The organism is Sphingomonas arabinosi (genome assembly GCF_036663715.1).
Classification (GTDB): domain Bacteria; phylum Pseudomonadota; class Alphaproteobacteria; order Sphingomonadales; family Sphingomonadaceae; genus Sphingomonas.
Genome location: NZ_JAXOJN010000007.1, coordinates 167,382 through 186,087 on the forward strand (window position 1 = coordinate 167,382; position 18,706 = coordinate 186,087).

The window sequence follows — 18,706 nt, forward strand, 5'->3', positions numbered from 1 at the left end:
GGCCCCGCCCACACATCACGCTTATGTCGGGATCAGTTGTGCGACTGCGAATAATAGGATTGCAGGGGCCGTACTTCAAGGCTGTGCGTCGAAAGCTTGGCAATCGCCTTTGCCGCCTCGAGCGAAGCGGGTGCGGTCGTGAAGTACGGAATGCGTTGCCCCAGCGCCGACGCGCGGATCGGCTGCGAGTCCTTCAGGCTCTGCCACCCCTCGGTGGTGTTGAAGATCAGCGCGATATCGCCGTCCTTGATCCGGTCGACGATATGCGGCCGCCCCTGCGCCACCTTGTTGACCTTCTCCACCGGCAGCCCGGCGCGAGCCAAGTGATCCGCGGTGCCCCCCGTAGCGACGATCGAGAAGCCGGTGTCGACCAACGCCTTGACCGCCTCGACGATCATCGCCTTGTCGCCATCCTTGACGCTGACGAAGACATTGCCCTTGGTCGGCAGGATCGTCCCCGCGCCAAGCTGAGCCTTCGCAAACGCGATCGTGAAATCGGGATCGATTCCCATGACTTCGCCGGTCGACTTCATTTCCGGTGACAGGACCGGATCGACGCCCGGGAACTTGTTGAAGGGGAACACCGCCTCCTTCACCGCATAATAGTCGATATGCCGGTCGATCTTCGGCAGGTCGACCAGCTTCTCGCCCGCCATCACGCGCGCGGCGATCTTGGCGATCGGCGCACCGATCGCCTTGGCGACGAACGGCACGGTGCGCGACGCACGTGGGTTGACCTCGATGAGGTAGACCAGCCCGTCCTTCACCGCGAACTGGATGTTCATCAGGCCGACCACCGACAGGGCATGCGCGAGCGCCACCGTCTGCCGCTCGATCTCGGCGATGATCTCCGCCGACAGCGAATAAGGCGGGATCGAGCACGCCGAGTCGCCCGAATGGACGCCCGCCTCCTCGATATGCTGCAACACGCCCGCGACCACCACGTCGGTGCCGTCGCAGATCGCGTCGACATCGACCTCGATCGCATCGCGCAGATACTGGTCTATCAACACCGGCGAGTCGCCCGACACCTGCACCGCGGTCGCGATGTAATGCTCGAGCTGCCCCAGCGTATCGACGATCTCCATCGCCCGTCCACCGAGCACATAGGACGGCCGCATCAGCACCGGATAGCCGATCCGCTCCGCCGCCGCGACCGCCTCGTCCCGGCTCCGCGCCAGGCCATTGGCCGGCTGCAGCAGCCCGAGCTTGGTGATCAGCGCCGCGAACCGCTCGCGGTCCTCCGCCAGATCGATCGCGTCCGGCGTCGTTCCCAGGATCGGAATCCCCGCAGCCTCAAGCGAGCGCGCAAGGTTCAGCGGCGTCTGCCCACCAAACTGCACGATCACGCCCACCAGCTCACCCTTAGACGCCTCGACATGCAGGATCTCCAGCACGTCCTCGGCCGTCAGCGGCTCGAAATACAGCCGGTCCGACGTGTCGTAATCGGTCGACACCGTCTCCGGGTTGCAGTTGACCATGATCGTCTCATAGCCCGCATCCGCCAGCGCGAAGCACGCATGGCAGCAGCAATAATCGAACTCGATCCCCTGCCCGATCCGGTTCGGCCCGCCGCCCAGGATCACGATCTTCTTCCGATCCGTAGGCTCGGACTCGTTCTCGGGCTCACCGAAGCTCGGCGCCTCGTAGGTCGAATACATATACGGCGTCTTGGCATCGAATTCGGCCGCGCACGTATCGATCCGCTTGAACACCGGCCGCACGCCGAGCTTCAGGCGATGCTGGCGCACCTCCTCCTCGGTCACGCCGCCGGTCATCGCCTTGACGACCTCGTGAATCAGCCCCGACCCACGCGCGATCCCGCGGTTCATGCCGCGCAGATTGGCGGATTGCAGCGCCAGCCACGCCAGCCGCTTGTCGCTGAACCCCATGCTCTTCAGCCGCCGCATGCCGGGCGCGTCGATCGGCAGGCCGTCCTTCATCACCTCGGCCTCGGCCGCGATGATCTCGGCGATCCGCTCCAGGAACCACGGATCATACTTCGCGATCGCATGCACCTCGGCAACCGTGAAGCCCTCGCGCAGCGCCTGCGCCGCCACCAGCAACCGATCCGGCGTCGCAACGGCCAATGCCGCCTCGATCTCCGCACGCGGCGCGCCGACCAGATGATCGACTTGGTTGAAGCCCGACAAGCCCGTCTCGAGCCCGCGCAACGCCTTCTGCATCGACTCGTGGATGTTGCGGCCGATCGCCATCACCTCGCCGACCGACTTCATCGCGGTGCCGAGCGTGCTCGACGCACCCTTGAACTTCTCGAACGCGAAACGCGGGATCTTGGTCACGACGTAATCGATCGTCGGCTCGAACGACGCGGGCGTGGCACCCGTGATGTCGTTGGTGATCTCGTCGAGCGTATAGCCGACCGCCAGCTTGGCTGCGACCTTAGCGATCGGGAAGCCGGTAGCCTTCGATGCCAGCGCGGACGAGCGCGACACGCGTGGGTTCATCTCGATGACGACCAGCCGGCCGTCCTTCGGATTCACTGCGAACTGGACGTTAGAACCGCCTGTTTCGACACCGATCTCCCGCAACACCGCGATCGATGCGTTGCGCATGATCTGATATTCCTTGTCCGTCAGCGTCAGCGCCGGCGCGACGGTGATCGAGTCGCCGGTATGGACGCCCATCGGATCGACGTTCTCGATCGAGCAGATGATGATCGCGTTGTCGTTGCGATCGCGCACCACCTCCATCTCGTATTCTTTCCAGCCGAGCAGCGATTCCTCGATCAGCACCTCGGTGGTCGGCGACAGATCGAGCCCGTTGCGGACGATCGCGATGAATTCCTCGCGGTTATACGCGATGCCGCCGCCCGAGCCGCCCATCGTGAAGCTCGGCCGGATGATCGACGGAAGCCCCGTCTTCTCAAGCCCTTCGAGCGCTTCCTCGACAGTATGTGCGATCGCCGAGCGCGCGCTTTCCAGCCCGATCCGGTCCATCGCGTCGCGGAACTTCAGCCGGTCCTCCGCCATGTCGATCGCATCGGCATCCGCCCCGATCATCGTCACGCCGTACTTCTCCAGCGTACCGTCATGGAACAGCGCCAACGCCGTGTTCAGCGCGGTCTGCCCGCCCATCGTCGGCAGGATCGCGTCGGGGCGCTCCTTCTCGATGATCTTGGCGACGATCGCCGGCGTGATCGGCTCGACATATGTCGCGTCGGCCAGCTCCGGATCGGTCATGATCGTGGCGGGGTTCGAATTGACGAGGACGATACGATAGCCCTCCTCCTTCAACGCCTTGATCGCCTGCGTGCCCGAATAATCGAACTCGCACGCCTGGCCGATGACGATGGGTCCTGCGCCGATGACGAGGATCGAGGAGATGTCGGTGCGTTTTGGCATTATGCTTCAATTCCAATATGCTTCAGCAAGGCCGCGATAAGCGTAGAGGCCAGTCCACCGATCGCCTCTTTTTCGTATCTTTTCGCTAGCATTCTAAGCGTTTCAATTAGCGTCAATTCAAGGAAATACAGGCGAAAGCTTCCAGCTCGGAGCAACTCTCGACCTGCCTTGAGCTGGCCCAAAACAAGCTCTCTTAATCCGGGAACGCCATCGATCTGATTTTGAGCAGAAACAGCATCGATAACCGCAGTCGCCTTTTCGTCGAGCTCCGTAATTTGGTTATCGGAGAACGTGACCACTCGATCTGAGGCCGGTGCCGGCAAAGTTTCACCCCTGGCCTGCCCAATTACTGCATCTAACGAACCCAACTCTTCAACTTGCTTCCGCAAGCCATCGAGTGCTCGATTCAGCCAAACCGATCCCAGTTCGTCATAGTCCTCAAACAGCTCATGCTTTCGTAACGCCGACGCATTGGGATAATCAGAGGGTTTGGTGATTATCTCACGTTCACCGCCCTCTTCGATGGCCCGATTAATGTCAGCCTTTGCATTTTCAACAAATTGATCAAGACCAGTTACTTTAACTTTGATAAACGTGCCTGAAAAATGATCATCTGTTACTCGAATGAGTTGGCAGTCAGCTAAAGTCCTAATTACCTGCTGCAGAACATAATCAGAAATACCAAAGCCTAATATTTCTTCAGCCTTGACCTTAATCTGGTCGATGTCACCGCTAAAATCTGTTGGTCTGTCGGAAAAGTATCCACGCTCGGTGCGCAAATCCGCCACCAGAGCCAAGGCTACATAATCCGAAACGTCACGGCCCATCTACAGCGATCCAACAAACCGTTCGAACAGATACAGGCTGTCCTGCGGCCCCGGGCTCGCCTCCGGATGATACTGCACGGAGAACGCCGGCTTGTCGGTCAGTTCCAGCCCGGCATTCGACCCGTCGAACAGCGACACATGCGTCTCGCGGACGTTCGCCGGCAGGCTGTCACGCTCGACTGCGAAGCCGTGGTTCATGCTGGTGATCTCGACCGCACCGTCGGAAAGGCGCTTGACCGGGTGGTTGGCGCCGCGGTGGCCCTGGAACATCTTGGTCGTGGTCGCGCCGACCGCGAGGCCGAGCAACTGGTGGCCGAGGCAGATGCCGAACAGCGGCTTGCCCGTATCGAGCAGTTCGCGGATCACTGGCACCGCGTATTCGGCGGTCGCGGCGGGGTCGCCGGGGCCGTTCGACAGGAAGATGCCGTCGGGGGCGAGTGCCATCACGTCGTCGAAACTGGCGGTGGCGCTTACGACGGACACCTTGGCGCCGGCCGCGACGAGGTTGCGGAAGATGTTGCGCTTAGAGCCGTAATCGATCGCGACGACATGGGGGCGAGCTTCACTTGAGCCCCCTCCCGCAAGCGGGAGGGGGTTGGGGGTGGGCTCGCGCTCACCTGCCGGGGGGACGGTGGAAGAATGCTCGACCGCACCGCCGTCTGTCGAGGAAGGCGCGAGCCCACCCCCGGCCCCTCCCGCCTGCGGGAGGGGGGAAGAAGAATATCCGAAGCCCAGCTTCCAAACCCCGCCGGGCGCATCCTCACCCCAGCCATAGTGCATCTCGGTCGACACGTCCTTGGCGAGGTCCATCCCCTCCAGCCCCGGCCACGCCCGCGCCATCGCCAGCAACGCCGGCACGTCGAACTCGCCACTCGCCGAATGCGCGATCACGCCATTAGGCGCGCCCGCGACCCGGATCCGCCGCGTCAGCGCGCGCGTGTCGACGCCCGACAGGCCGATCCGCGCATGCCGCTTCATCCAGCCATCCAGCCCCTCGACGGCGCGGAAGCTCGACGGCTGCGTCACGTCCTCGCGGACAATGATACCGAGTGCATGCGGGTCGTCCGCCTCGACGTCGTCGGGGTTCGCGCCGACGTTGCCGATGTGCGGAAACGTGAAGCAGATCATCTGCCCGGCGAAGGACGGGTCGGTCAGCACCTCCTGATAGCCGGTCATGGCGGTGTGGAAGCACACTTCGCCGACCGCACTGCCCTCCGCGCCGAACCCGCGACCCCAGATCACGTCGCCATTGGCGAGGACGAGGACGCCGGTGGCGCCGGCTGGCTTTGCCACAGGCACGGGTGTTGGCAGGGCGTCGGCCATCAGGCTGGGCACTCTCTTTAGATTGTCGATGTCGCTAAGTGGTGTCCGCTAAGGCCGCCGCGCCGCAGCGTCAATCTGTTAAACATTCGGCGGACGCGCTATCCCGTCGGGCTATCCCGAACCGCCTGAAAGACCAGTACATGATTCGCGACGACATCAAGGCTGCGCAGCTGACCGCCATGAAGGCCGGCGACAAGCAGAGCCGCAACGCTATCTCGTTGATCCAGGCCGCAATCAAGAACCGCGACATCGAGGCGCGGACCGGAAAGGCGCCCGAGAGCGACGATGCGCTGGTGATCGAAGTGCTGCAGAAGATGGTCAAGCAGCGCCGCGAGTCGATCGAGATGTTCTCGAAGGGCGGCCGCCAGGAGCTCGCCGATGCGGAGACCGCGGAGGTCGCGGTGATCGAACGCTTCCTCCCGCAGCAGATGAGCGAGGCGGAAACATCGGCGGCGATCGAGGCGATCAAGGCGGAACTCGGCGCGTCGGGCATGAAGGACATGGGCCGCGTGATGGCCGAACTGAAGGCCCGCCATGCCAGCGAGCTGGACATGAGCAAGGCCAGCGGCCTGGTAAAGGCAGCGCTGTCGTAAATGGATAAGGGCGGCCCCCTTCTTCCTCCCCTCCCGCAAGCGGGAGGGGACCGAGGGGTGGGCCCGCGCCATCGACTGGACCGACCAACAGAGAGAGCACGCGACCTCCGCAACGACGCGACGAATGCCGAGCAGATGCTATGGCGGCAGCTGAAGGGCTCCAGGTTGCAGGACCTGAAGTTCAGCCGCCAGATGCCGATCGCCGGATATTTCGCCGACTTCGTATGCCGCTCGCACAAGCTGATCGTCGAGCTGGACGGTAGCCAGCACGTCGAAGCTTCCGCCTATGATGCGAGCCGGACGCAAGCACTCGCAGCCGCCGGCTACCGCGTCGTCCGCTTCTGGAACAATGATCTGACCTCGAACATGCCCGGCGTATTGGAGACAATTCTGACCGCAGCGATCGGAACCGAGCGCGCGCCCACCCCCCAGCCCCCTCCCGCAAGCGGGCGGGGGGGCTCTGTCGTGGGCGGGGCGAGTTAAGTGGCCCTAACCCCACAATTCCTCGACGAACTCCGCGGCCGCACCTCGCTCTCGGCGCTCGTCGGCAAGACCACCAAGCTCACCAAGGCCGGTCGCGAGCACAAGGGCTGCTGCCCATTCCACAACGAGAAGACGCCGTCGTTCTACGTCAACGACGACAAGGGCTTCTACCACTGCTTCGGCTGCTCGGCCCACGGCGACGCGATCAAGTGGATGACCGACCAGCGCGGCCTCCCCTTCATGGACGCGGTCAAGGAACTCGCGCAGGCCGCCGGGATGGACATGCCCGCGATGGACCGCCAATCCGCCGCCAAGGCCGAGCGCGCCAAGGGCCTGCACGAGGTAATGTCCGACGCCGCCGACTGGTTCACCGAGCAACTGAACGGCCTCCCCGGCACCGAAGCTCGCGCGCTTCTCGACCGCCGCGGGATCAAGCCCGAGACGGCGCGCGCGTTCGGCATGGGGTTCGCCCCCGACAGCCGCGGCAAGCTCAAGACCGCGCTCAAGGACTACGGCGACCCGATGCTGGTCGAATCCGGCATGCTGATATCGGTCGAAGGCAAGGACCCGTACGACCGGTTCCGTGGCCGCCTGATGATCCCGATCCGCGACCCCCGCGGCCGGACGATCGCGTTCGGCGGCCGCGTGCTCGACGGTGGCGAGCCGAAGTACCTCAACTCCCCCGACACGCCGCTCTTCGACAAGGGCCGCACGCTCTACAATCTCGACAAGGCCGCCCCCGCCTCGCGCAAATCGGGCCGCGTGCTGGTGGTCGAGGGATACATGGACGTCATCGCACTCGCCCAGGCCGGGTTCGGCGAAGCGGTCGCCCCGCTCGGCACGGCGCTCACCGAAGCGCAGCTCGAACGGCTGTGGCGGATGGTCGACGTCCCCCTGCTCTGCTTCGACGGCGACGGCGCCGGCCAGAAGGCGTCGCTCCGGGCCGCCCACCGCGCGCTCCCGCTGCTCGCCCCCGGCCGCAGCCTCGCCTTCGTCACGCTCCCGCAAGGCCAGGACCCCGACGATCTCGTCCGCTCGGGCGGCCCCGCCGCGTTCGAAGCGTTGCTCAAAACCCCCGAACAGCTCGTCGACCGGCTCTGGGCCTCCGAAGTCGCCGCCGAGGCGCTCGACACCCCCGAACAGCGTGCCGGCCTCAAGCGCCGCCTCCACGAACTCGCCGAAGGCATCGCCGACCCGTCGGTGAAGCAGCAATACCACGCCGAGTTCAAGAACCGCTTCTACGAGCATTTCAAACCCGTCCGCGCGCCCTTCGTACCTAGAGGCGAGCGCCCTAAAGGCGGCTGGAAGCCCCCCGCCGCGCCCGTCACCGAAGACGCGAAGGCCTTCCTCGCCACCGGCATCGACCGCGTATTGGCCAAGGCGGTGCTCGCCGGCCTGATCCGCCACCCGGTCGAGATCGCGCGCCACATGGAGGTGCTCGGCTCGCTGCAAATGATCGACGGCGCGCTCGGTCGTTTGTTCGAGGCCGTCGTAGATGTTGCACTTGAGGACCAGAAGCTTGATAGCGGGCGCTTGCTCACCATATTGGCGAGGTCCGGTTTCAATTCAGTCGCGAGTGACCTGTTGAGAGCCGATACGATGCCCTACTCGTTCACGCAGACCACGGCCGATCCAGCCCGCGTCCGTGCCGACCTCGACGAGGCGATCGCGATCATGGTCGCGCGGCCTGAGGTAGACGCGGCATTGAAGCAGGCGACCGCGGCGATGCAGACGCACTTCACCGAAGAGGCGTTCGAACGACAAGTGGCTATGGTAAGAGAGAAACAGGCGTTGGAAGTCCGACTTGCAAATCTTGTACAGTCGAACGAAGACGCCCGAGCGTTGGGTACCGAGGGCGATTGATGGCTAAGGCGAACATGGCGGAACCCGCCGAGACGAACGAAACCGGCGATGCGCCGCTGATCGACATGAACGATGCGTCGATCAAGAAGGTCATCGCGCGCGCCAAGAAGCGCGGCTACATCACCTATGAGCAGCTCAACGAGGCGCTGCCGCAGGGCGAGATGTCGTCCGACCAGATCGAGGACATCAGCGCTGCGCTGAGCGAGATGGGCATCAACATCGTCGAGAACGACGAAGCCGGCGAGGACGGCGAGACCGAGCCCGCCAAGGACGACGAGGACGAGCCGGAGGCCGCCGACGCGGATGCCGACACAGGCCCCGCGATTGAGAAGAAGAAAGAGACGATCGATCGCACCGACGATCCGGTCCGCATGTACCTGCGCGAGATGGGCGCGGTCGAGCTGCTCAGCCGCGAGGGCGAGATCGCGATCGCCAAGCGGATCGAGGCGGGTCGCGACACGATGATCCTGGGTCTCTGCGAATCGCCGATCACCTTCAACGCGATCATCGACTGGTCGACCGCGCTGAACGAGGGCACGATGCAGCTGCGTGAGATCATGGATCTCGATGCGATGCTGTCGAAGGACCCTGCGCCGGAAGCGATGGCCGAGGACGGCGAAGCCGACGACGGCGAGATCAGCGAGAAGAACGCCGGCCCTTCGTTCAAGGAAGAGGCCGAGCCCGAAGAGCCGTCCGCCGACGAGGACGAGGACGGCGAGCGCCGGACTCCGCGCGCATCGGACGACGAGGAGGAGGACAACACCCTCAGCCTCGCGCAGATGGAGGAACAGCTCAAGCCGATCGCGCTCGAGCGCTTCGCCAGCATCACCGCGCTCTACAAGAAGTTCAGCAAGATCCAGCAAGCCCGCGTCGACGCGATGGGCATCGGCGGCGATTTCTCCGCGGCCGACGAGCGCAAGTACCAGAAGCTGCGCGAGGAACTCACGGCGGAAGTCGAGAGCGTCCAGTTCCACAACGCCAAGATCGAATATCTGGTCGATCAGCTCTATGCCTATAACCGTCGCCTGACCGCGCTGGGCGGCCAGATGCTGCGCCTCGCCGAGCGCCACAAGGTGCCGCGCAAGGACTTCCTCGATCGCTATATCGGTCACGAGATCGACGAGAACTGGCTGACGACGGTCAACAAGGTCGACAAGAAGTGGACCGCGTTCGTCGCGAACGAGGGCGAGGCGGTCGAGCGCATCCGCGCCGAGATCGCCGACATCACGCAGCAGACCGGCATGGCGCTCACCGAGTTCCGCCGGATCGTCAACATGGTCCAGAAGGGCGAGCGCGAGGCGCGGATCGCCAAGAAGGAGATGGTCGAGGCGAACCTGCGGCTGGTGATCTCGATCGCCAAGAAATACACGAACCGCGGCCTGCAGTTCCTGGATCTCATCCAGGAGGGCAATATCGGCCTGATGAAGGCGGTCGACAAGTTCGAGTATCGCCGAGGCTACAAGTTCAGCACCTACGCGACCTGGTGGATCCGCCAGGCGATCACCCGCTCGATCGCGGACCAGGCGCGCACGATCCGCATCCCGGTCCACATGATCGAGACGATCAACAAGCTGGTCCGCACCAGCCGCCAGTTCCTCCACGAGCAGGGCCGCGAGCCGACCCCGGAGGAGATGGCCGAGCGCCTCTCCATGCCGCTCGAGAAGGTCCGCAAGGTGATGAAAATCGCCAAGGAGCCGATCAGCCTCGAAACGCCGATCGGCGACGAGGAGGATTCGCATCTCGGCGACTTCATCGAGGACAAGAACGCGATCATCCCGGTGGACGCCGCGATCCAGGCGAACTTGAAGGAGACGGTGACGCGGGTGCTGGCGTCGTTGACGCCGCGCGAAGAGCGCGTGCTGCGCATGCGCTTCGGCATCGGCATGAACACCGACCACACGCTCGAGGAAGTCGGCCAGCAGTTCAGCGTGACGCGCGAACGCATCCGCCAGATCGAGGCGAAGGCACTGCGGAAGCTGAAGCATCCGTCGCGTAGCCGCAAGATGCGGAGCTTCCTCGACCAGTAAGGGTTGGGGAATTGTTAATCGAACGAACGGGCCGCGGTGGAAACACCGCGGCTTTTTTAATTCTACGACGCCTCCAATATTTAACGGGCCACCGTTGATGGCGCTTCCTTCCAAATCACCGGCATCATGAAAGCCCATCAAGCAAGCGATGAAGGATCATTTGGCGATGAGGCCACGGGGCAGTATACGCCAAGCAACTAATAATCGCCTGCGGTTCGGGCAGTTCGACGTATTAAAATCGCCCCCTTGTCAGGCTGACGTTCTCGCGTAACATATGATGATTAAATCGTTAGGTCGTGTTCCGGAATATATAGAACTCTGCCACGACGTTTGTAAGGATATGCGCCTTTGACCACAGGTAACGCGTTAACTGCACCCATCCCTCGACAGGGAGTTCTCGATCTCGGTGTTGAGGTTGAACGGGTTGTGGCAGGTGTGGAAATGGGCGTGCTGGAAAACGGCGTCCCTTTTCTGACACAACGTGGTCTTGCCGAAATGTCTGGAGCAGCGCGCAAAACAATTCAGGAGTTGAGCCAAGAATGGGCGGAAGCCCAGATCACAGGGGTTTTTCCGAAGGGAAGACTGACTTTCTTTAGAGATTACCTATCCCGAAACGGCTATGATGAGCCAAGCCTTTATATCGAGACGAAGACAGGCGGCTCTCCACACTATGCCTATCCTGATGTAGTCTGCATGGCAGTGATCGAATATTTTGCTTTTGAGGCGCAGCGCACTAACGAAACGGCTATTAAAAATTACCGAAATCTTGCTAGGTTTGGGCTTCAGAGCTTTATTTATCAGGCTCTTGGATACGCGCCACCTGATAAGTGGAAGTATCACCATGACAGGGTTTCTCTTCTGCAAGGAGGCGCCCCAGACGGCCACTTTATAATTTTCAATGAGGTGAGTGGATTAGTAATCGATCTCATAAATGCCGACTTGGCCGTAAATGATAAAACCATACCTGACATTAGCGTGGGGCGCTGCTGGGGCGATCACTGGAATGCCAGCAGCTTCGAAACAATGTTCGGGCCTCGCGTTAAGTTTGAGCATAACTATCCGATCTACTATCCGCAGTCTGCTAGCAACCCGCAGTTCCCTTGGGCTTATCCCAATGAAGCTCTAGCTGAGTTCCGCCGATGGTTCCGACATGACTATCTCGTAACTCGTTTCCCTCGCTACATTCTGACCAAGGCTCATCTTTTGGGCGGGCAAGCGGCCGCGAAGCAACTCGGCAACCTATACCAACCCGCCGCTATCGCGGGACCGGGGCGGTGAGATTGTCCTCCCCCTCCGCCTGACCAGTACCAGCCACTCCGCCAATCCATCAGATCGTTCTTTAATCCTATCCTCCCCTGTAAGGGGAGGTGGCGCGAAGCGACGGAGGGGTGACGCCCTATCGTGAGCGGGTCACCCCTCCGTCAGCGCTGTGCGCTGCCACCTCCCCTTGCAGGGGAGGAATTACGGTCGAACCCGGTCGACAATCCCTCTAAAGCCCCCGCCATGCCCCGGGTAATCCTGTTCAACAAACCGTACGACGTCCTCAGCCAGTTCACCGACGTGAACAGTCCGACGCCCCGCGCGACGCTGTCGCAGTTCGTCGATGTGCCGGGAGTCTATCCGGCGGGGCGGCTCGACCGCGATAGCGAGGGGCTGTTGCTGCTGACCGACGACGGTCGCCTCCAGGCGCGGATCGCGGACCCGAAGTTCAAGCTGCCGAAAACCTATCTCGTGCAGGTCGAGGGCGATGCCGATCCCGCCGCGCTCGATCGGTTGCGACAGGGCGTCGTGCTGAAGGACGGCCCTGCCCGCGCCGACGTCGAGCGGATCGACGCGCCCGACCTCTGGCCGCGCGTGCCGCCGATCCGCGTCCGCGCGAGCATCCCCGATTGCTGGCTCAAGATAACGATCCGCGAAGGCCGCAACCGCCAGGTCCGCCGCATGACCGCCGCGATCGACCACCCGACGCTGCGGCTGGTCCGGTGGAGCATCGGCGAGTGGACCTTGACGGATTTGGCACCGGGGACATGGCGCGACGCCTGACGGGCGGTTGAGGTGGGCTGACGGCCGCCTGCGGGCCAGCGGAGGCGCGGCCGCCCCGCTAAGACCCGCCCTTCGGACGGCAGCGTTCGTGACTACAAGCGAAACGCCTCCCCGCCCCCACCGTCATCCTGACGAAAGTCAGGACCCAGGGTCACGAACGCCACGCTGCCTGGCTCTGGGTCCTGACTTTCGTCAGGATGACGGGTGGGGGGGTTACGTCCTGCCCGGCCAACGATCGTCATTCCCGCGGAGGCGGGAACCCATAATGGCTGGCCTCGCAATATGATCAAGAACTCCTGAGGATATGGATCCCCGCCTGCGCGGGGATGACGACGCACTGCGGGATGCGGAATGCGTCTGGGTGAAAGGCATAACTCCCTCCCCTTCAGGGGAGGGTCGGGGTGGGGCAGTGCCCCAAGCGGCGCTCAGCATGGCAAGGCCCCGCCCTCCAAAGAACGGCCACCCCAAAGCTTGTTCCCCCGCGAAGGCGGGGGCCCAGACTGGACTCCCGCCTTCGCGGGAGAACAAGGAAGCGGGAGCAGGCCTGCGCAGGAACGCGCGTCCCTGTCCGCCCAAAAAACCGCCTCCCACACCCCAAGGACAGAAGAGGCGCGCAGACACCACGGCCACCACACGCCAAATTGCTAATCAACTGTCCTACACGCCACGAGAAGCGCACCGTCGCCGGATGCCTACGAACGCCCCTTTAACCGCGACACCGCCCCCACACCCCTACGCCACAGCCGCGGCGAAAATGCTTCCCAGCGTCTATACTTCTTATACTTCCGCACTGCAGCATAGACGCGCGCCGCACAGAAACCGCAGCGCTTCCAACCACTTGCCGCCCCAACCAGCCCCTACCCCCCGCACAACGAAAAAGGGCGCGGGGACCATCGCCCCCGCGCCCTTCCTCAACTCTGGCAGGCTCCGATTACTCGGCGGCTGCGGTGCCCTTCGCAGGGCGCATGTCGCGACGCTCGGCGATACGCGCTGCCTTGCCGGTGCGGCCACGCAGGTAATACAGCTTGGCGCGACGCACGGCGCCCTTGCGGACGACTTCGATCGAATCGACGTTCGGCGAGTAGAGCGGGAAGACGCGCTCGACGCCCTCGCCGAAGCTCATCTTACGTACGGTGAAGTTCGAGCCCATGCCCTTGTTCGAGCGCGCGATGCACACGCCCTCGTAGTTCTGAATACGCGTGCGCTCGCCTTCGACGACCTTCACGCCGACCTTCAGCGTATCGCCAGGGCGGAAATCGGGGATCGTCTTGTTGGCCAGGAACTTCGCGATGTTCTCGGCTTCGATCGTCTGCAACAGGTTCATGTCTCGTCCTCGTGTCGCTGCGCGCCAGAGGGCGACTGGACCCGAGCACCCTCATGGCGCTCCCAAAGGTCCGGTCGCCGTGACCGTGTATCGATCTCCGCACGGCGTTTGCGCCATGCCGCGATCTTCGCATGATCCCCCGATCGCAGCACCTGCGGGATCGTGCGCCCTTCCCATATCTGAGGTCGGGTATAGTGCGGATATTCGAGCAGCCCCGTTTCGAAGCTCTCGTCATCCCCACTAGAAGCCGCGCCCATTACGCCGGGAAGCAGTCGAATGCAAGCATCGAGCAGCACCAGCGCCCCCATCTCGCCGCCCGACAGGATGTAGTCGCCGATCGAGACTTCCTCGATTGCGCGCGCCTCGAACAGCCGCTCGTCGAACCCCTCGAACCGACCGCACAAAATGGTGACGCCGGGGCCTTGCGCGAGTTCGCGAACCCGCTCCTGGGTAAGAGGCTTCCCCCGAGGGGTCATGGCCAGCACCGGCCGCCCATCGGCAACGCTGTCGATCGCAGAGGCCACAACGTCGGCCCGCAGCACCATCCCCGCACCACCACCAGCCGGGGTATGGTCGACGGACTTGTGCTTGTCGGTAGCAAAATCCCGGATCTGCACCGGCGAGCAGGACCACCGCCCCTCCCCCAGCGCCCGGCCCGCAAGCGACGTCCCCAACGGCCCGGGAAACATCTCCGGATACAGCGTCAATATCGTGGCAGCGAAAGTCACAGCGTCCAATTCTCTATGCGTTTGCGCCATCGTGCGGCGCCGAATGCGCCCAGCACCTATACGGATCGGCGCAGTGGAACAATTACGCTGGCGAAACGCTCGCGGCGAATGGACGATTGCATCATCATCGGCGCCGGCCCGGCCGGGCTGACCGCGGCCATCTATCTCGCCCGGTTCCACCTCTCGATCCGGCTGTTCGATTGCGGCAGCAGCCGCGCAGCGCTGATCCCCTGCACGCACAACCACGCCGGCTATCCCAAAGGTATCCGCGGCACCGATCTGCTCGCGTCGATGCTCGCGCAAGCGGAGAAATATGGTGCGGTGCGTGAGGGTGTCCGGGTCGATGCGATCGAGGTCGACGAGGACGGCTTCACCGTGCGGCTCGGCGATCGGCGGGCCCGCGCGCGGAGCGTCCTGCTCGCCACCGGGGTCGTCAACAACCGCCCGGACATCCCCGATGCCGTTCATGACGAGGCGTTGGAGGCGGGACTGTTCCGCTACTGCCCGATCTGCGACGGCTACGAAGTCACCGACAAGCGCGTCGGCGTCATCGGCACCGGCGACCACGGCATGCGCGAGGCCCTGTTCCTCCGCGGCTACACAAAGGACGTGACGCTCATCGCTCCCAAGGGTGGCCACGATCTCGATCCGAAATGCGAGGCTGCCCTAGACGAAGCCGGCATCGTCCGCGTCGGCGGCCCCTGCGGCAACTACGCGATCGAGGAGGGCAAGCTCGCGCTCGATACGGTCGAAGGGCGGATGGCGTTCGACAGCGTCTATCCCGCGCTAGGCTCGGTGATCCGCTCGGAACTCGCCGTCGCCGCCGGCGCGAGCGCGTCCGAGGACGGGTGCCTGGAGGTCGACTCGCACCAGCGCACCTCGATCCCCGGCCTGTTCGCGGCTGGCGACGTCGTGAAGGGGCTAGACCAGATCAGCCACGCAATGGGCGAAGCCGGCGTCGCCGCCACCACGATCCGCAACATGCTTGCCGAGCAACGGCCGCTGCGGCGATGACTATTCGGCGGCGAAGGAGGCCTCGACCACGAGCCGCTCGGCATCCCACTCGGGCACCGCCTCGACCCGCATCGGCACCATGAAACGCTTGGCGGTCGGCCGCTCGATCTCGATGACATCGCCGGCACCGAAATTGTCGATCGCCACGACACGCCCGATCGCCTCCCCGTCGGTCGAAACGACATCGAGTCCGATCAGGTCGGTATGATAATACTCGCCCTCTTCAAGCGGCGGCAGCGAAGCCCGCGGCACGGTCAGTTCGGTCCCACGCATTGCCTCAGCGGCATTGCGGTCGGCCACCTCGGCGAACCGTGCGATCATGCCGTTGTTGCCGCTGCGCGCAGACTTCAGCGACAGCGCGCCATCATTGAAGCTCTTATAGCTTCCAAAATTCTCGGCGAAGACCTTCAGCCGTACTTCGCCACCGATGCCATGCGCACCGATGACGACGGCAAGCGTCACCTCATCCTTGCGCGGAGCCGCCTTCTCAGCCTTCGGCAGAACCGGGGTCGCGGCCGGGGGTGTCGTCGGAGCCTTCGGCGGGGTCGTCGGCGGAGACGCCTTGGTTGGTGGCATCTTCGATGTCCTCGGGTGCGGGGGCTGTGCGGGGGTCGGATTCGGGGGCCATCATGCGCTCCTGTTCGGGGTTACCGATGAAGAACGCACGAACGGCCGATCGGGTGCGGAGCGCGTCCACTACCCAATCCGTCATCCTGGGCTCGACCCAGGATCCAGGGTCACGAACGCTGCCGTCCCTGGCTCTGGATCCCAGCTTTCACTGGGATGACGGGGTTGGAGAAATGACAAAACAAGGGCGGCCGAGGTTTCCCGACCGCCCCAAATCTTACGAAGCGCTCGTAGCGTCTTCGACTTCGGCAGCGACGACCTGCTCGGTCTCTTCGTTGCTACCCGTAGCAGGTGCAGCCTTTGCAGCTGCTTCGGCCTCTGCAGCTTCAGCCGCCTTGGTCGCACGCTCTTCAGCGCGCTCGGTGGCCTTCTCGCCGGGCTTGCCCTTGTTCGGGTTGTTGCGCGCCGAACGCTCGAGCACGCCAGCCTGATCGAGGAAGCGCGCAACGCGGTCGGTCGGCTGCGCGCCGACGCTCAGCCAATGCTTCGCGCGGTCGGCGTCGAGCTGCACGCGCTGCTCGTTGTCCTTGGCGAGGAGCGGGTTGTAGTTGCCGATCTTTTCGATGAAGCGGCCATCACGCGGGCTACGCGCATCGGCAACGACGATCTTGTAATAGGGACGCTTCTTGGAGCCACCGCGCGCGAGGCGAATGTTGATTGCCATGATATTTTCCTTCGTTTTCTAGATAGGTTCCCCAGCGCGAGCCGAGGTGTCGTGGTTGGATAAGAGATTATTTCTTCTTCAGAAAATCGTCGAAACCGGCAGGCATCTGCGGCATCTTGGGGCCACCAAGCCCCGGCAGACCGCCGCCACCGCCCGGCAGGCCACCAGCGCCAGCCTTGTTGAGCATGTCGCCCATCTGCGGCCCGCCAATCGCATTGCCGATGCCACCGAGACCGCCACCCATGCCGCCCTTGCCGAGCATCGCCATCATGCCCTTCATGCCGCCCATCTTCTTGATCTTCTTCATGGCGGTCGACATTTCGAGGTGCATCTTGAGCAGCTTGTTGACCTCCTGCACCGTGGTGCCGGAGCCCTTGGCGATACGGATCTTGCGCTTGGCGTTGATCAGTTCGGGCTTGTTGCGCTCCTTGATCGTCATCGATCCGATCATCGCGTCCATGTGCACCAGCACCTTTTCGCCACCGACCGACGCGACCGCCCCCTGCGCCTTCTTCATGCCGGGGATCATACCCGCCAGCGCGCCGAGTCCGCCCATCCGCTGCATCTGCGCCAACTGGGCACGCAGGTCGTTCATGTCGAACTGACCCTTGGCCATCTTGGCGGCCATCCGCTCGGCGTCTTCCTGCTGGATAGACTCCGCGGCGCGCTCGACCAGGCTGACGACGTCGCCCATGCCGAGGATGCGGCCGGCGACGCGCTCGGGATGGAACGCCTCGAGCGCGTCGAGCTTCTCGCCGGTCCCTGCAAACTTGATCGGCTTGCCGGTGACCGCGCGCATCGACAGCGCCGCGCCGCCACGAGCATCGCCGTCCATGCGGGTCAGCACGATGCCCGTCAGCGGCACCTGATCGCTGAAGTTCTGCGCGACGTTGACTGCGTCCTGACCGGTCAGCGAATCGACGACCAGCAGGATCTCGGCCGGGTTCGCGACGTCGGCAACCGCCTTCATCTCGTCCATCAACGCCTGGTCGACATGGAGTCGGCCGGCTGTGTCGAGCATCAGGACGTCATAGCCCTGGAGCTTGGCCGCCTGCATCGCGCGGCGCGCGATATCGACGGGCTGCTGGCCCTGCACGATCGGCAGCGTCGCGACGTCGATCTGCGTGCCGAGTGTCGCCAGCTGCTCCTGCGCGTTCGGGCGATTGACGTCGAGCGACGCCATCAGCACCTTCTTGCGCTCGCGAGCGCCCTGTCCGAAATTGGCCTGCCCGGCCGCCAGCCGCTTGGCGATCTTGGCGGTGGTGGTCGTCTTGCCCGAACCCTGGAGGCCGACCATCATGATCACGGCCGGCGGGGTGACGCCCAGCTCGAGCTCGGAAGCCTCGGAACCAAGCATCTCGACCAGCGCATCGCTGACGATCTTGACGACCTGCTGACCCGGCGTGACCGAGCGCAGGACGTTCTGGCCGATCGCCTTCTCGGTCGCCTTGTCGACGAACTCGCGCGCCACGGGCAGCGCGACGTCGGCTTCGAGCAACGCGACGCGCACCTCGCGCATCGCCGAACGCACGTCCGCTTCGGTCAGCGCACCCCGGCCGCGAAGGCGGTCGAAGACGCCGCCAAGTCGATCGCTCAGGCTTTCGAACATCGAAATACTCCCTATCACCGTCACCAAACGCAAAAGCGCCGGCGGGCGAAACCTCGCCGGCCAGCGTGCATCCTTGGATGCTCGTCATATGCGCTCCGTAACGGAACGTGATGGGCCACCTACTGGAACGCCGCGGCGGATGCAAGATGGGTCGAGGATCGGACGATCAGGCGGCACCCACTCATCGCTGCTTGGCCATATACCGTACCCGGTACT

Annotated in this window: 16 protein-coding genes; 7 read left to right on the plus strand and 9 right to left on the minus strand. The window is 63.7% G+C overall.

Going from position 1 to position 18,706, the window contains the following annotated elements:
• Positions 1-32 precede the first annotated feature (32 nt).
• From carB to U1708_RS13380, 3 genes are read right to left on the minus strand one after another with little or no spacing between them, the layout of a single operon-like run.
• Positions 33-3,365, minus strand: coding sequence for a carbamoyl-phosphate synthase large subunit (gene carB / locus U1708_RS13370; RefSeq protein WP_332746343.1), 3,333 nt, complete (start codon positions 3,363-3,365; stop codon positions 33-35).
• Positions 3,365-4,192 (minus strand): hypothetical protein, encoded by an 828-nt coding sequence (locus U1708_RS13375; RefSeq protein WP_332746344.1) that lies wholly within the window; start codon positions 4,190-4,192, stop codon positions 3,365-3,367. Before U1708_RS13375 ends, carB begins: the two co-directional genes overlap by 1 nt.
• Positions 4,193-5,515: a carbamoyl phosphate synthase small subunit gene (locus tag U1708_RS13380; RefSeq protein ID WP_332746345.1), complete on the minus strand. Its 1,323-nt coding sequence runs from the start codon at positions 5,513-5,515 to the stop codon at positions 4,193-4,195.
• 140 nt (positions 5,516-5,655) lie between these two features.
• On the opposite strand from U1708_RS13380, the gene U1708_RS13385 reads away from it, so the two are divergent.
• The 6 genes from U1708_RS13385 to U1708_RS13410 all read left to right on the plus strand — a co-directional run bounded on the left by U1708_RS13385 (position 5,656) and on the right by U1708_RS13410 (position 12,524).
• Positions 5,656-6,108, plus strand: a complete 453-nt coding sequence (locus U1708_RS13385) for a GatB/YqeY domain-containing protein (protein WP_332746346.1) — start codon at positions 5,656-5,658, stop codon at positions 6,106-6,108.
• A complete protein-coding gene (locus U1708_RS13390) occupies positions 6,109-6,591 on the plus strand; it encodes an endonuclease domain-containing protein (protein ID WP_332746347.1) in 483 nt (160 codons plus the stop codon). It begins immediately after the preceding gene.
• Positions 6,592-8,454: a DNA primase gene (gene dnaG / locus U1708_RS13395; protein WP_332746348.1), complete on the plus strand. Its 1,863-nt coding sequence runs from the start codon at positions 6,592-6,594 to the stop codon at positions 8,452-8,454.
• Positions 8,454-10,481: an RNA polymerase sigma factor RpoD gene (gene rpoD / locus U1708_RS13400; RefSeq protein WP_332746349.1), complete on the plus strand. Its 2,028-nt coding sequence runs from the start codon at positions 8,454-8,456 to the stop codon at positions 10,479-10,481. Before dnaG ends, rpoD begins: the two co-directional genes overlap by 1 nt.
• Positions 10,482-10,829: 348 nt before the next feature.
• Positions 10,830-11,759 (plus strand): BstA C-terminal domain-containing protein, encoded by a 930-nt coding sequence (locus tag U1708_RS13405; RefSeq protein WP_332746350.1) that lies wholly within the window; start codon positions 10,830-10,832, stop codon positions 11,757-11,759.
• A 225-nt stretch (positions 11,760-11,984) separates the two neighbouring features.
• Entirely contained in the window at positions 11,985-12,524 is a 540-nt protein-coding gene (locus U1708_RS13410; protein ID WP_332746351.1) for a pseudouridine synthase, read from the plus strand.
• A 931-nt stretch (positions 12,525-13,455) separates the two neighbouring features.
• Here the strand turns inward: U1708_RS13410 and rplS are convergent.
• Together rplS and trmD are read right to left on the minus strand one after the other, a co-directional pair.
• Positions 13,456-13,848, minus strand: coding sequence for a 50S ribosomal protein L19 (gene rplS, locus U1708_RS13415; protein WP_031395442.1), 393 nt, complete (start codon positions 13,846-13,848; stop codon positions 13,456-13,458).
• Positions 13,845-14,576 (minus strand): tRNA (guanosine(37)-N1)-methyltransferase TrmD, encoded by a 732-nt coding sequence (gene trmD / locus U1708_RS13420; RefSeq protein ID WP_332746352.1) that lies wholly within the window; start codon positions 14,574-14,576, stop codon positions 13,845-13,847. Before trmD ends, rplS begins: the two co-directional genes overlap by 4 nt.
• Before the next feature lie 108 nt (positions 14,577-14,684).
• Between trmD and U1708_RS13425 the strand changes: the two genes are divergently transcribed.
• Positions 14,685-15,590: an NAD(P)/FAD-dependent oxidoreductase gene (locus U1708_RS13425; protein WP_332746353.1), complete on the plus strand. Its 906-nt coding sequence runs from the start codon at positions 14,685-14,687 to the stop codon at positions 15,588-15,590.
• Here the strand turns inward: U1708_RS13425 and rimM are convergent, their stop codons facing one another.
• From rimM to ffh, 4 genes are all read right to left on the minus strand, one after another.
• Complete coding sequence (gene rimM / locus U1708_RS13430) at positions 15,591-16,052, minus strand: ribosome maturation factor RimM (protein ID WP_332746354.1); 462 nt, start codon at positions 16,050-16,052, stop codon at positions 15,591-15,593.
• A gap of 25 nt (positions 16,053-16,077) precedes the next feature.
• A complete protein-coding gene (locus tag U1708_RS13435; RefSeq protein WP_332746355.1) occupies positions 16,078-16,302 on the minus strand; it encodes a hypothetical protein in 225 nt (74 codons plus the stop codon).
• A gap of 132 nt (positions 16,303-16,434) precedes the next feature.
• Positions 16,435-16,881 carry a 30S ribosomal protein S16 gene (gene rpsP, locus U1708_RS13440; protein ID WP_107961785.1) on the minus strand — a complete coding sequence of 149 codons (447 nt, stop codon included), beginning with the start codon at positions 16,879-16,881 and terminating at the stop codon, positions 16,435-16,437.
• 67 nt (positions 16,882-16,948) lie between these two features.
• Positions 16,949-18,490, minus strand: coding sequence for a signal recognition particle protein (ffh, locus tag U1708_RS13445; protein WP_332746356.1), 1,542 nt, complete (start codon positions 18,488-18,490; stop codon positions 16,949-16,951).
• Between the last annotated feature and the right edge of the window lie 216 nt (positions 18,491-18,706).

What these genes read in the sequence shown, in the direction of transcription:
- carB (WP_332746343.1), bottom strand. Translation starts at nt 3,365, where the DNA reads ATGCCAAAACGCACCGACATCTCCTCGATCCTCGTCATCGGCGCAGGA.
- U1708_RS13375 (WP_332746344.1), bottom strand. Translation starts at nt 4,192, where the DNA reads ATGGGCCGTGACGTTTCGGATTATGTAGCCTTGGCTCTGGTGGCGGAT.
- U1708_RS13380 (WP_332746345.1), bottom strand. Translation starts at nt 5,515, where the DNA reads ATGGCCGACGCCCTGCCAACACCCGTGCCTGTGGCAAAGCCAGCCGGC.
- U1708_RS13385 (WP_332746346.1), top strand. Translation starts at nt 5,656, where the DNA reads ATGATTCGCGACGACATCAAGGCTGCGCAGCTGACCGCCATGAAGGCC.
- U1708_RS13390 (WP_332746347.1), top strand. Translation starts at nt 6,109, where the DNA reads ATGGATAAGGGCGGCCCCCTTCTTCCTCCCCTCCCGCAAGCGGGAGGG.
- rpoD (WP_332746349.1), top strand. Translation starts at nt 8,454, where the DNA reads ATGGCTAAGGCGAACATGGCGGAACCCGCCGAGACGAACGAAACCGGC.
- U1708_RS13410 (WP_332746351.1), top strand. Translation starts at nt 11,985, where the DNA reads ATGCCCCGGGTAATCCTGTTCAACAAACCGTACGACGTCCTCAGCCAG.
- rplS (WP_031395442.1), bottom strand. Translation starts at nt 13,848, where the DNA reads ATGAACCTGTTGCAGACGATCGAAGCCGAGAACATCGCGAAGTTCCTG.
- U1708_RS13425 (WP_332746353.1), top strand. Translation starts at nt 14,685, where the DNA reads ATGGACGATTGCATCATCATCGGCGCCGGCCCGGCCGGGCTGACCGCG.
- U1708_RS13435 (WP_332746355.1), bottom strand. Translation starts at nt 16,302, where the DNA reads ATGACGGATTGGGTAGTGGACGCGCTCCGCACCCGATCGGCCGTTCGT.
- rpsP (WP_107961785.1), bottom strand. Translation starts at nt 16,881, where the DNA reads ATGGCAATCAACATTCGCCTCGCGCGCGGTGGCTCCAAGAAGCGTCCC.
- ffh (WP_332746356.1), bottom strand. Translation starts at nt 18,490, where the DNA reads ATGTTCGAAAGCCTGAGCGATCGACTTGGCGGCGTCTTCGACCGCCTT.